This is a genomic window from Psychrobacter sp. 1044 (genome assembly GCF_904846525.1).
Lineage (GTDB): Bacteria > Pseudomonadota > Gammaproteobacteria > Pseudomonadales > Moraxellaceae > Psychrobacter.
In genome coordinates this window covers 32,393-46,313 of sequence record NZ_CAJHAZ010000020.1, presented here as the reverse complement: position 1 = coordinate 46,313, position 13,921 = coordinate 32,393, and the positions used below count along the sequence as shown (strand labels likewise).

The 13,921-nt window shown below is 38.3% G+C and carries 11 protein-coding genes; 2 read left to right on the top strand and 9 right to left on the bottom strand.

Annotated features, from left to right (window positions below):
• Positions 1–61 precede the first annotated feature (61 nt).
• From JMX82_RS12445 to JMX82_RS12435, 3 genes are read right to left on the bottom strand one after another with little or no spacing between them, the layout of a single operon-like run.
• Complete coding sequence (locus tag JMX82_RS12445) at positions 62–784, bottom strand: hypothetical protein (protein WP_201540768.1); 723 nt, start codon at positions 782–784, stop codon at positions 62–64.
• Positions 784–2,346, bottom strand: coding sequence for a site-specific integrase (locus tag JMX82_RS12440; protein WP_201540767.1), 1,563 nt, complete (start codon positions 2,344–2,346; stop codon positions 784–786). Before JMX82_RS12440 ends, JMX82_RS12445 begins: the two co-directional genes overlap by 1 nt.
• Positions 2,343–3,641, bottom strand: coding sequence for a site-specific integrase (locus JMX82_RS12435; RefSeq protein ID WP_201540766.1), 1,299 nt, complete (start codon positions 3,639–3,641; stop codon positions 2,343–2,345). The genes JMX82_RS12440 and JMX82_RS12435 overlap by 4 nt, the downstream gene beginning before the upstream one ends.
• A gap of 237 nt (positions 3,642–3,878) precedes the next feature.
• On the opposite strand from JMX82_RS12435, the gene JMX82_RS12430 reads away from it, so the two are divergent.
• Positions 3,879–4,268, top strand: coding sequence for a helix-turn-helix domain-containing protein (locus tag JMX82_RS12430; RefSeq protein WP_201540765.1), 390 nt, complete (start codon positions 3,879–3,881; stop codon positions 4,266–4,268).
• Between the two features lie 38 nt (positions 4,269–4,306).
• Here JMX82_RS12430 and JMX82_RS12425 read toward each other — a convergent pair whose 3' ends face one another.
• Both JMX82_RS12425 and JMX82_RS12420 read right to left on the bottom strand, forming a co-directional pair.
• On the bottom strand, positions 4,307–5,587 hold the full coding sequence (locus JMX82_RS12425; RefSeq protein WP_201540764.1) for a tyrosine-type recombinase/integrase: 1,281 nt from the start codon (positions 5,585–5,587) through the stop codon (positions 4,307–4,309).
• Between the two features lie 1,391 nt (positions 5,588–6,978).
• A complete protein-coding gene (locus JMX82_RS12420) occupies positions 6,979–7,464 on the bottom strand; it encodes a hypothetical protein (protein WP_201540763.1) in 486 nt (161 codons plus the stop codon).
• Positions 7,465–7,845: 381 nt separating this feature from the next.
• On the opposite strand from JMX82_RS12420, the gene JMX82_RS12415 reads away from it, so the two are divergent.
• The gene (locus JMX82_RS12415) at positions 7,846–8,511 is read left to right on the top strand and encodes a hypothetical protein (protein ID WP_201540762.1); all 666 of its coding nucleotides are present in this window, start codon (positions 7,846–7,848) and stop codon (positions 8,509–8,511) included.
• A 149-nt stretch (positions 8,512–8,660) separates the two neighbouring features.
• Here JMX82_RS12415 and JMX82_RS12410 read toward each other — a convergent pair whose 3' ends face one another.
• The 4 genes from JMX82_RS12410 to JMX82_RS12395 form a co-directional block, all read right to left on the bottom strand.
• Positions 8,661–9,404 carry a zinc-dependent peptidase gene (locus JMX82_RS12410; protein ID WP_201540761.1) on the bottom strand — a complete coding sequence of 248 codons (744 nt, stop codon included), beginning with the start codon at positions 9,402–9,404 and terminating at the stop codon, positions 8,661–8,663.
• Between the two features lie 96 nt (positions 9,405–9,500).
• Positions 9,501–10,493, bottom strand: coding sequence for a RhuM family protein (rhuM, locus tag JMX82_RS12405; RefSeq protein ID WP_201540760.1), 993 nt, complete (start codon positions 10,491–10,493; stop codon positions 9,501–9,503).
• An 85-nt stretch (positions 10,494–10,578) separates the two neighbouring features.
• Positions 10,579–11,649 carry an AraC family transcriptional regulator gene (locus JMX82_RS12400; protein WP_201540759.1) on the bottom strand — a complete coding sequence of 357 codons (1,071 nt, stop codon included), beginning with the start codon at positions 11,647–11,649 and terminating at the stop codon, positions 10,579–10,581.
• A 168-nt stretch (positions 11,650–11,817) separates the two neighbouring features.
• Positions 11,818–13,905: a hydantoinase/oxoprolinase family protein gene (locus JMX82_RS12395; protein ID WP_201540758.1), complete on the bottom strand. Its 2,088-nt coding sequence runs from the start codon at positions 13,903–13,905 to the stop codon at positions 11,818–11,820.
• Between the last annotated feature and the right edge of the window lie 16 nt (positions 13,906–13,921).

Below are 13,921 nucleotides of genomic sequence, written 5' to 3'. Positions count from 1 at the left end.
GAGTAAGTCATGATAATTGAGTATATCTGTTGAGATGTTTTATCTTATAACATTTTTATACTTAATGCACTATAGTTAAAAGGTTTAATAACATCTTCTCACTGTTTGTTTGACATAAACTCTTTAATGATGCGATATTAATAAAAGTTTGAATCGATATAAGTTTTTTTGTGTCAACTTCATCTTCATCTATGTCCAGTTTATCTATTAGTTCTTTCGTCTTTCTTGCATTAGGTGTTCTATTTTTACTACTAAGATAGTTATAATCATTTTCAAATTCTAATCTCTTACTCAGGTGCATATGCTTGTTAATAAGTTCTTGAAGTCTCAAATATGTACCAGCAATATCAGGTAGACTTTTGGGATTGCTATTTTTAACTTGAATTTCAAAAGCGTTAACCAAAACTTCGGTACACAAGCTTTGTGGAGAGTTGTCGTCAGTTAAAGTAACTAAAGAATAATACCAACGTTTGAGAATTAATAGTTCAGCATGAAGTTTTTGCGGTGACGCTTTGGAGTTAGATCTTCTATAACTAAGTACTAATATTGATCTAAAGAAATCATAAAAATTTTCTGAGATATCAAACGCAGGTAAACCTTTTAATCGTTTGCCTTCATTAAATACTAAGTTTACGTCTTTACTTCTACAGTACAACCAGCCAGATCCTTTCTCACCACCTTGCCAATACGTATCATTCCACGTTTGATTAAAGTCTGAGGATAAATGTCGGTTAAAATGATCTTTTTGCTCATTTATAAAATCGAGGTAAGCTTTATTTGACATTATATATCCTCCATTAAACTACATCTTGCTATCACAGACTCAATTTCAAACTTTGTACTTTCGTGTACTAATAGCAGAGGGTTTCTGGAACATTGTGTAGAGTCAGCGATAGTGATAATATCATTAACTTCTGACTGTATGCTCTCTAACACTTCTGAATGATCTTTGTCTTTAAATGGATGAAAATATAAGCATCCATAGCAATTCCTGACTTGCTCGAATGGGCAAGTATCATCATATGCACAACCCCCTATTTCATGATGAAAATCTTTATGAACGAAGCCACTAACTTTTTTTCCTAACCATTTAGATTTTTTAACAATAGTACTTGTCATAAACATAGCGATCATTTGCTTGTATGCAGCATTTTTCCCTAATGCTTTAGCTCTAATAATTGCAGTTTCAGGTGATGAAAATATATAATGCCTAGCAACAACAAGACTTGAATGACCTAGGATGTAGGCAATCTCTTCAGCACTCGCTCCTGACATTGCCATGCTATGTCCAACATGATGTCTAAATTGTGACATCGAATATTTTATTTGAAGTATATCTCCACTTAAAACTTGAGTCCTATATTCGACAGGTGAAAACTTAAATAGCTGATCGTTAATAGCCTCTGAGCATGTGACAGCGGATTTTTCTCCTAACTCGAATAGTTTATCTGTATCTGATAATTTTAATCGATGAATATAGGTAAGTATGATAAAAGCAATTTCTTCTGGCAACTTTATAGCTACTTTTTTGTGCGTAAAGCGTGCTTGTTTTGCATAAGGGACCAAAAGGCTGTATCTTGCTATACCTAGTGAATCTTCTGGTATATCTTCTTTTAAGTCTCCAGCTGAAAGCTTTGACATTTGAACAGGGCGCATACCTGTAGTGAATGCCAACGCTAATATTGACGCATTTTTTAGCTCTGACTTGCTTATCGAATCTTTTTTCGCCGAATTTAATATATGATTGAGCTCTATAAACCCTTTTTGAATTATATTAATAGTTGGTAAGTCTATATTATCTTCATATTCTTCGTAATAAAGACTACTTCTTGTAGATTTAGGTTTTTTTATTATTTCTAGGTCATATTCGTCATCAATAGAAAATTCTGGAAAGCCCTCCAAAATAAAAGTAATTATAATAAATTTAATCGAAAAGTAAAATTGTTTATCATCGGTTGAGTTAATTAAAATCTTCTTAGACTTTTTAAAGTTAATTATTCTTTCAGTAACACTAAGGTGTTTAAAAAACTTTCTTATATTTCTAAACTTATCTCCTAGATGAGAGGGGGAGTTTTTATATATATACTTAATCAAAAGAAACTTTATTATTTTCACCTCTACGTAATTCATATCTTTAAATGAAATTTTTTCACGATTTCCAGAGTATTTAAACTCCCAAATATCCTTTGAAACATTTATAAACTTATCATCAAATTTATCTGCACGTATGAATCGTACGATTTTAGGTAGTTTTATTTCATTAATAAAATCTAACTGCTCATTTGAGAATATTGACTCCTCAGTTATCATTTCATTCGTATAATTTTTTTTAATAGATAGGTTCATAAAGCGTCTCCATGATTTGTCATTCTATTAATATTCGTAGTGTTAGCACGCTCTGATAAATATCTATCAGCATATTTACTTACCATTAAACTATTTGAACTCCAGCCTCCAGATTTTTTCAAATCCTCTATTGCTTGACTCATTGCAACCTCATGATTAGATGAACTATTCATAGCTGTAATATACGTGTATTCTAGCATTAGCGTAGCCCAGGTATGACGACAGACATGTGCACTCAACTTGTCAATCGAACCAGTGTACCTAGAGTCATAATATTCTGGATATAATTCTCTAAGCTGTTTATCCCATGCATTAAACATCTTCTTTATAGATGAGTAACTCAATGGAGAAAATGGAGATTGTAAAGACAAAAATAATAAATCAGACTTTGCATTCTTAGGTCTATGATTTTCAGTATAATAAGATATCAACTTGTAATCATCGCGCGAAAGCTGAAGGATTCTATTTGACTGCTCGTTTTTAATATTAGGTTTGGGTGATCTATAATCTTTGGTATCTTGAGTATCACATACAACTAAGAACGAACTGCCTGCATTCCCATCTAATTTTATTGATTTTGTCGATAGGAGTAGTAATTCACTTGCTCTTAATCCGTAATTTATGAGTAATCGGACGATAAGAAAGTTACGGAACTGAGTTGAGTTATCTTTAAAAATGTTTTTAGGATTATTTTTTGTTGGAGTCGATGGTAATATGATTTCATAAAAACTATCTTTCATACGCTTAGTTAAACTTTTAAATTGTTTCACATTACTATTACTAGAAGACATTCTAGTATATTGATCTAATTTATTCTGAAGAGTTAGCATTATTCTTCTATTGGAATTATGTCTTAAGTTATTATTTTCAATATCTTGCCATGTAAAATTATCAGTTAGAAAAATTAGATACTTTATAGTGTCTTGAATTTTTTTTGATATTGTAGTGTAATTCATTTCTACCTGTTTATTTATTCTTATCAGATTCTTATCATATTTACTATTGTTTTCAAGATATATAAAAAAACTATCAATCTCCTCAATAAATATTTCAGCATTATATTTACTTTCATAGAACGATAAACAAAAATCTTCGTTAAATTTCTCTTTCCAAAAAGTATGCCAAAACTTCAATGCGTTCAAATTACCCTGTTGAGTTGAAAGACTTTTAAGTCTCAATTTCGACATGACGTAAAGTAGAGGGTAGAGACATGGAGAGCGTGTTTCTTCATCAATCAAAATGTACCTTCGATTGTCAGATGGGTTAGATAGTTTGACTAGACTAACTAAAAACATATGGGTCTATCCTTATTCGAGACAGTTATATATAGTTTTTATATGAATTGAGAGCATCTGGTGCAATTTGTCAAACACCCTTCGCTCTCAAAGTTCAAAGATTATTATTGATAATTTTTGCAAGAATACTGTTATAAAGTTATGATTGACTTAGAAGGTTATTTAGGATTTATAGGGTATAATACAGCTTTATAAATTATCCGTATAGTTAACTATTGTAATTAGGATATTAATCAATTGAATAATATATTTTTAGCTGAAGAACGTGTACGACTAGGTTTTAAAGCAAAAGAAGTAGCGGATTTTGCGGGGATAGCAATACCAACGCAGTCTAATTATGAGAAAGGTAAACGAAGTCCTGACACAAGATACCTTTATGAAATATCAAAGCTAGGTTTTGATATTCATTATGTGGTCACAGGGAAACGTAGTGTCGATGGAGTATCTAAAGATGATAGATCTTTATTGGAATTATTTAATAATGCCCCTAAAGCTGTCCAAAATTATATAAGGTCAGGTTTGTATATGACCCAACCTCGCAAAATGCTTATCCCAAGTGTTATTGAACCCGATGTAGTTGATACTATTGAATACTCTGCTGATCAAAAGTTAATTGAGAAAGATTGAATGAGTATTCACAGCTCATAGGTTTTTCATGAAAAACCCTAAGATCTCTTTTTAGGAGAGTTTCTTAGTTCATCTATATAATCAGCCCAATTTTGCATCATTAGCACTCTGGTATTAATTTCATCTAATCGGTTATAAGCGCCACCATGCGTATCCTTTATTCGATGTCCTAATTGCAGCTCAGTCACGATATCTGAATAACGCAGCTCAGGTTGTTCCATAAGTAAGGTTTTGGCCGATGCTCGGAATCCATGAGCGCATTGAATATCTTTGTATCCAAGCCTATGGAATATCTGTACTAGAGTCGCTTTACTAATATAGTTATTGCTTGAGGCACGCAGTGATGCAAATACATATTCTTTATGACCTGTGATTACTTGTATTCTTCGTAAGCGTTCAATGACTTGCGTGGCTAAAGGCACAACTAAGTGCGATACCATATCCTCACGGCCTTCGCCTTTAGTAGGAGAGAACGCCCACAGCTTATTATCCCAATCTATATCTTGCCAGCGCATAGAGCGCAAATCGATACTACGTACGAAGACATATGGTAGTAGATTCATTGCCTCCAATGTGATTTTACTTGCACCTTTAAAATTGGACATGTCATTTAGAAGGGTTGCAAACTGATCAGGCTTGGTAATGGCTGGTAAGTGATTGCCTGAGCTGGCAGGTGCAAGCTCACCTCGGGTATCAATCGCCACATTTCTATCGCACAACCCTCGAGCAACAGCAAACGAAAAGACTTTTTCAGTATACAAACGAGTGCTTGCACCAACGAAAGTCGCTTGATTGTCATTATTCTGAATTGACTCACACACACTCAGTATCATCTCGCTGGTGATATCGTCCATTCTCAAGTCGCCAATTTCACGACACATATATCCCAGACATAAATCCCAAAACTTGAGGGTTGACTCACTAAATGACGGTTTTTTAGACTTGCCTTGATTGCGACCTGATGTTTTGTGTTCTCGCCATGCTTGGGCAATGTCAGAAAACGTAGCATTTTTTAGGTGAGTATACTTATTAGTTTGCTCTTTTTGCTGGATAGCTTTAGGGTCAGAACCTTTTGCGACCGTATTAAGGATGGCTTCTGCTTTATACTTAACTTCATGTAAACTGATCTCCTCAATCTTACCTAACATCATCCTAGGGCGTTTGCCCTCGATATGTGGATGGGAATATCGCAAGTAGTATTCCTTTTTACCATTTGGATAAATACGCAGACTTAAACCAGCCACACCTGAGACACTGACCGAATAATCCTTATCTCGGCATTCAAGCTTATTGATATCGTTTGCATTATTGATAGTCATGATGTGTATCCGTAATTTCTCTAAGGTAGATGAGTTATGATTATTGATCTAATATCTATATGCTGAGGTCCAGAGTAATTTTTCAGTAGGTTTTTCAAGTTAAGGAAAGCAGCATGGAATATTATTGGACACTGCTATGGACACTGGTATTCGCTAATATTATTAGAAAAACCTTATATAATAAAGGTTTTAACACTTAATTATCCCCAAGTTAAGGTTGGGGATAATTATAGTATAGTGGAGAAAGAAGGAGTAAGCTATTTTTTTGTTGATATATATGGTGTTTGAAGGAATAAACTTCACATAGGTTAAAAGTAAGAGTGCTGTTTGCTATTGGCAATAGAGTCCTTCGACATATTTGCACGAAAAACCGTGCTCCTGTACTTGCACAGAATACCTTAATCAGGGTGATAGTACTGTTCTGTGCAAATTTGGAAGGTATCAACTCAATGCTTTATATTAAGATATCTCAGGAAGAACGAGAGATGTTAGAAAAGACCAATGAATGTTTCACTAATTAGGAAGGCTCTTTTGATGACTCTAAATAAAAGCGTATTACAACGTAGTTAGCTATGATGATAGCAGCTATAAGGTGCATCTAGATTGGACCTACTGATATGCCAAGTAGGCGCATTGTCAGAGCTTGTATACATGCTTATCAATGATATAGAGTAATAGGCATTCAGAAGGGTTATTGCTTTTACTTTGAGCTGATTGTCACTTGGTGGCGAATACTTCTGTACCTAACGTAGTTCAAGCATATTCGCATTAATGAGGAAGTCGGCTAAGCTACCAACAATCGATTGATGAGTGATTCGGTTATTAGGTGATGATTAGAAATGACAGATTATGCAAAGGGCTTGGTAGGTATTGTGAAGGTAATAAGCTTAGCAATGATGAGCAGAGCAAGATTACCAAACAGACTAACTTTGAATGAATAGTAAAATTACTGTATCTACAACATATCTATAATAGGCTTCTGGAATATATAGAGAGGCTATTAGCGACTTGAATTAATACATTAATCGATTACGGATAAACTAGGATCTATGAAGACTCTATACATTAAGGCTTCAAGATATATCAGTTAGTAATTATACTAGCGGTGATTACAATGATTATTTGAACAGGTAACACATATCATGGTTAAGCAATTAACAACCAGACTGACTAACAAATTACTGTTTGATCATAATCCCATGAACTTATCATCGGGTACCGTCCCTTTAACATAATATACATTATGCGAAAACAAGCCAATGGCTTTAGAGGTTAGGCTCATAGTCTTATACAGTACCATTTATAAGCTCTCATTCTTGGTAATGTGATTCTTATTCAGGGTTTATAACTTTTTATATTTAGGTATTAATAAAAATAACACTCAACATTTACTAGCGACAGGTTTCTAGTAAATGCTTGCGTAAAGACTTTCCATCTTCATCTAAAATCACATCTGCTACTCGGCAATTAGCATCGTCATCGGTACCATTACATGACAACTCATAATAAACATTGCTGCCATGTGCCAAACTCACTTGCACCAATCCTTGATCAGTCATCGAAAACTGTTTGTCTTGGGCATAATCAGGATCTTGCGAATCCCACAATACATCATAATCAACATGACAAGATATTTGCTCTCTATCAAAATAGTCTTGCTCAATCTGCATCGCGGCTTGTAGATATGGGTCGGCATACTGTTGCAATACGACCGGATTATCCATGCCTTGATTGCTGACATCTTGCTGATACATGTTGCTAATGGTCGCTATTTTTATGGCTGCATAAGTCTGAGTTGACTCTGCTATATCAGCTATAGCAGAATTGGTTGCTATCAGTCCCATAGCTAGCAGCGTCAGTGAATAATATGTTGGCATGGCGTTCTCTACGAGCTTCAATGATATAAGTGTTATAAACCATTACATCATAACCATATTATGACTCTGCTGTATTATCGTATCATTCCGGTTTATCTACTAAAAACGATCTATTACTTAGGGCGTGTCCTCAATTCAATCGATTATTATCTAAATGGACTAAAAATGGCTAAATTTTGCCAAACATCGTTAAATAGCTTATTAATATCTCGATATTCTTTGCGCTACTTTCCTTGTTTGACGGCAATTTATCTCATTTTTATCACCATTTTTAGAATAAGGACACACCCTAGTAACTTTTTGCTCAGGAATCTTGTGAAATTTGCCCAATTATATTCACAGTAACGTATATTTCGCTAACCACTGCGACAAGGATACTTTATGACCCTATTATCTACTTTCAAAGACCGTTCATCTAAATTAACCGTTGGCGGCGCATTGGCTTTGGCGCTAGCAGCAACTGGCTGTCAATCTTCTGCTGAATCCAATATAGCCACTCCAAATCAATCTAACGGCCATTCATCAACGCCCGTTGTCTCCGATATCAGTCAGCAAACCATTAAGCAGCAAGCCTTACGTATTCAGCGCGCGCTTGCGAATAAAGATTTTGCTCGCATTACCAATGATATTCATCCAACCCGTGGCGTCCGTTTTTCGATGTATGCCTATGTGCGTCCTGAGACAGATAAAGTCTTTAGCCGTGAACAATTCGCCCAATATTTGCAACAGTCTAAAATTCGTTTTACTTGGGGTGAAAAAGACGGTACGGGCGATCTACTTGTCACGCCACTACCTACATATTTAGACACGTGGATTGATGCTAGCAAATTTAACAATGCCAGTATCAGTATTAATGAGTTCCAACACAGTGGGAATATGATTAATAACCTGAAGAAAATTTATCCCAATTCAGAGGTTGTCGAGTTTTATCATAAAGGCTCGGAGGAATACGCTGGTATGGATTGGCGCATCATGCGTTTAGTGTTTGAAGAGTATCAAGGTAAACGCTATTTGGTCGCTATTGTGAATGAGCAATGGACAACTTAAATAGTTTTTATCTATAAAAACATAGACTTAAAGAAAAAATAAGCCAAAAAAAAGGCAGTGTTATTAAATAAATACACTGCCCTTTTTATTGCTTTTTCATGTCTATATATTCATTATCGAACATTAATAGTGACTATTAATGATTTTGATTAAAGCGGCGTTTGGCGAAAAAACTTCACCATTATGTCGTAAATATCAGGGTAAGCATCGACTAGCTTTTGCGGCGTCTCAAAAAACACTTCACTGAGTACCGCGAAAAATTCCGCTGGATTGGTCGCGCCATAACGATCAAGACCTGATTTGTGATGGCTTTGAAAATCCTCAAAATCTCGTGTCATAATCTCAGTCCAGCGCGCAGGATCCATATCGGTTTGCAGTGGTGGAAAGCCGTTGGCACGACCATTTAACATATCAAGCTTATGCACAAACTCATGAATGACGACGTTGTGACCATCGCGCTCCCCTGAGTGTTTGGCATCCTTCCATGACAGAATAACAGGACCACGCAGCCAGGCTTCGCCGCTACGGTGCTGACTACCTTCATGGACAACCCCTAACTCATCGACAGTGGTAGTTTCACTCTTATAGGAACCAGGATAAATGATAATGGCCGACCAGCCAGCATACCACTCAAGGCTTAGGTTTAAAATAGGCAAGCAAGCTTGCAAGGCGATGGATTGCCGCACCGCATTGGTAATCTCGAAACCCTGCGCGCCAGTAATCGACTTATCCGCCAAAAACAGCGTCGCCAGCTCAAACAAGCGTGTTAGCTCGTCCTCATTTAACCGATCAAGTATCACAATACGCTGAGCCGCTTGCAGCCAGTCAGCATGAGTAAATTCGCTATTGTCCAGTATGCGCTGCTCGCGCCAGTCTTTTATCATGCTAAACATATTGAATTTCCTTTAATTTTGTCGTTAGACTGTGCTTTTTATTATTAGCGTTATGTGTTTTAAGGGGTTAAATGGTGCTGACAATAAGCCTGTGTATCAACTCTCTAACGACAACATATTCATAATCAGCTTAATCAAGGTTTCTTTTTGGTTGGGATCAGATTCAGCGACTAACAAGGTTAATGCGGCAAGCCCGGTATTGTTGATGACCATCTCACCTTTATCATTGAGCAGTCGATTATTACGATGCAAAAAATCTACAAACAAAAAAGCGCCGCTGCGTTTATTACCATCGGTAAAAGGATGATTTTTGACCATAAAGTACAGCAGATGCGCCGCTTTACTCTCGATGGTCGGGTATGCAGGCTCACCAAACACCGTTTGCTGTAAATTACCCAGCACACTGTCCAAACCATCACCGCGAGGCTTAGCAAATAGCTCGGTCGCTTCACCTCTATTTATCAGCTGCGCTTTTAAATCCGTCAGTGCTGCCATCGCCTCAGTCGGACTGGGTAAGATTCCGCCATCCTCCCCTGAAGGATTATCAAGCAAGCCTTCGTCATAACGCTGTAACCATAAGAATGTCTGTGTATAACGGCTGATAATCTCAACCAAGCCGCGTCCTTCATCGGTTTTAAGCTCGGGACTTTGCGCGGTTTTTCTAATTAAATTTAATGCTTGTTGTAGTTCGCTTGAGTTTTTATCAAAGCGCTCTTGATTGAGCGTATAGCCTTGAACTAAGTATTCACGTAAGCGCTGGGTTGCCCAGCGTCTAAACTGCACACCTTGGGGAGATTTGATGCGATAACCTACTGAGATAACTACATCTAAGTCATAAAAAGTCACAGGGCGGTCAGAATTTGCAATATGCATTTTTTGCATATTGCTTTTCTCAGCGATCTCTTCATCGTTTATGGCATTGGCAATATGACGCGAAATCACTGATTGGTCACGACCAAACAACTCAGTCATTTGTGATTGTGACAGCCAGACCGTATTCTGTCCAAAACGTACGTCTACCTGCGCTTTTCCATCAGCGCTTTCATATATCTCTACTTTTGCTGTTTTATGATTTGTAGTATCAGTCATCTTGGTTTTTCCTTAACTTAATATACGCACTTATGCTCAATTCATAAATTATACGGCGACTGCATGACAGAGTACATAACAATGACTATACTGTGCCTAGTGTATCTCGCGGCGAATAACCAAAATGCTGCTTATAAATGCGTGAAAAATAACCTTGATCGGCATAGCCTACTCTATGAGCGACCTCATCTATAGTCACGTAGCTTTTGGTTTTTAAAATGTGATTGGCCTGCTTTAAACGCAATTCCTTGACCCATTCTGAAAAGCTATAGGGCAACTTAGAAAACAGTTTATGCAAGTATCTGACAGATATATGACAAGCAGCAGCGACCATCGCTGGAGTTAAAGCGGAGTTTTCTAGATGCAAATAAACGTAATTCTCGATGCGCTTTAGGTGCACCGACTGTATGGACGAGCTGCAACTCATCATCACCTCTTTCGGGGCACTCAATGTCAATACAATAAGATTAAGCAGCTGCTGCTCTAGTATTTTTATCTCCAAGTCACCCAGCTGATTGTTATGAATAAGCGCCAGTATTTGACCAATTTGAAATTCCAGTAACCTGCCTGCCCCTTCATCAATAGACAGACTGCGGGCAAACTGCCGCTCTATAGTGCCCATTTGCGGGGTTAATAGCGCTAAAGGCACTTTAATCACATACAGTGATGCTTCGTGCAGATGATAGAACTCATAAGGTAGGCTGGACAGCTCAATAAAGAACTGACCGGGCTTAGACGTTAGCTGTCGACCTTTTTGAGTAAAACGAACGTCGCCTGTGATAGGAAAAGTTATTAAGATACTGTCATCAGTATAACCAGAACTCTGTACGCTGCGACTATAGTGCACAGTGTTAGCATGATAATGAGACACGCCGATATCCAAAAGCTTGGCATGTTGCAAAAATCCAGAAAACTTATTTGGTTGCCGAAAGCTCACATCAAGATCAAAGTAAGTGTCACTGATGGTACGCTTCCAATCGAAGGCACCTAAGGTTTGCATGCGATCCGTTGCTGGCATCTCTAACTCTGAGAGGCTTAGAAGATTTTTATTCATTGATAAATCATGTGCAGTGACGTCTTTTGTCTGACCTGCCTGCAACTGCAAGGTTTGATGAGAAGTATTTTGATAAAGATTTGGCTTTTGATTTGCATTCATCCTTGAACACTCAATATATGGTATACAACTGTACTGATATCCTATCAGTTATTCATCAATAATCCTCTTTTATATCATAAAATAAAAAAGGCTTCAGGCATTAAAGAGTACTTAATGCCTGAAGCCTTGAGTTGGTTTTTCTTTATAACCTGCTTTTATAGACTTGCTTTATGCTGCTCGAGTCAGCTTATAAGTGCCAGTCTCATGCAGCTCTGCTTGCCAGCCATTTTTAATGACCACAGTAGTGGTTGGCTCTTGGATAAGCGCAGGGCCTGTGACCAATGCACCAGCACCGAATTTCTCACCGTCATAGATAGGCGTATCAATCCAGTGATAGGACTGATCAAACAGCATCTCGCGGCTACCCGTTTTAGCATTACTGATATCCCCTTCCTGCGGCACAAGGCTCGGTAGTTTTGGCTTACTTATTTTACCAATTACTGATACCTCAATGTTGACCAGCTCGACGTGACTATCACGCTCATCATAAGTATAAAGTTCACGATGGCGATGATGGAACAACTCTAAGATGGTGCTGACACTTTCAACATCGAGCTTACCATTCGGTATCAGCACGTTACATTCATGCACCTGACCAACATAGCGCATCTCCATGGTACGTTCGATGGTGATATCTTCATCTGTAAAGCCATCTTCTAGCAGTTTTTGTACACCCTGCTCTTCAAGCTCTTGTAGCTTGGCATTGAGTGATTGCAACTCTACCTCTGGTGCGAGAATCATCATTTGTGTCACTAAGTAGTTATACTTGATATCAGAGATAATCTGACCAAAGGCGCAGAGACAAGATGCGATTTTTGGGATTAAAATAGTCCCAATCCCCATCTCTTCAGCCAAAGCAATGATATGCATACCAGCTGCTCCGCCTGCGCAGATTAGCGCAAAATCTCGAGGGTCATAGCCTTTTTCGATAGTAATACGGCGAATGGCATTAGACATGTTTTGGTTAACGATAGCACTGATACCAAATGCAGCATGATCTAACTCGATGTTTAGGGGATCAGCGATGTGTGTTTGCACCGCTTGTACTGCTTTGTCTTTGTCTTTGTCTAAAGTGACACTACCGCCTAACACCGCATTCGGCTGTAGATAGCCCAATACTAAGTTTGCGTCTGTGACGGTTGGCAAGTCACCGCCTTTACCATAACATGCCGGTCCAGGCGTCGCTCCAGCACTCTGAGGACCGACCTCTAGCATACCAAAGGTATTAACATGCCCAATAGAGCCGCCGCCCGCCCCTAATGTTTCTACATGAATCATAGGTACGCCAATACGATTACGTAAGAAATCAATATCGCGGTTGAGGCTGGTTCTGCCTGCCTTCGCCATGGTGATGTCAAAAGAAGTACCGCCCATGTCGACCGTGATAATATCGTCAATTCCAAAAGGACTGGCAATATACAGCCCCGCTTGCGGTGCCGATGCGGGGCCTGAGTTAATGGCATTTACCGCACGCTCTCGCATGATACTACCAACTGCAAGTCCGCCATTAGACTGGAAATAACGTACTGGCTGCTCAGCGCCTAACGCCTTAAAGTAGTCGTCAATCTTATGGACATAAGATGCCATAACTGGGCTTAAATAAGCATTTACTAGGGTCGTTGAGGTACGGGTGTATTCCTTAATCTGTGGATATACGTCACTACCACAGCAGACGAACACCCCTGGTATATGCTGCTCAACAAGCTCTTTAGCACGCTGCTCATGCTGAGTATTACGAATAGACCAGACGAAAGAGATAGCAATTGCTTGAACGTCTTTTTCCTTAAGTGCTCTGATTGCATCGAGCACGTCTTGCTCATTTAGCGGCTCGTACTCAGTACCATCAGCTAAAATACGACCCCGAATAGGAAAGCGACGATCACGGGTGGCAATCTGCGGTGCTGGCGGATAGCTGGCATCATAGCGATGCCCTTCTTCTTTATGCCCTAAACGTATCTCGATACTGTCCTCATGGCCTGCCGTGCATAACAGACCAACCTTTACCCCTTTCATCTGAATCAGGGCATTTAGCGCAACAGTCGTACCATTAATACATAGGTCGCATGCTTGAATAATCTCTTCAATAGGACGGTCAAACTGCGTTGCTATCTGCTGTAACCCGTTGGCAATAGCTAAGGTGCCATCTTCGGGAGTAGAAGGTGCTTTGAATAGATGTACATTGCCACTTCTTTCGGCCAGAACAAAGTCAGTGAACGTCCCACCAGCATCGACTCCAATACGGAAATCATTTTTCATAAGTCATCCTTAACTC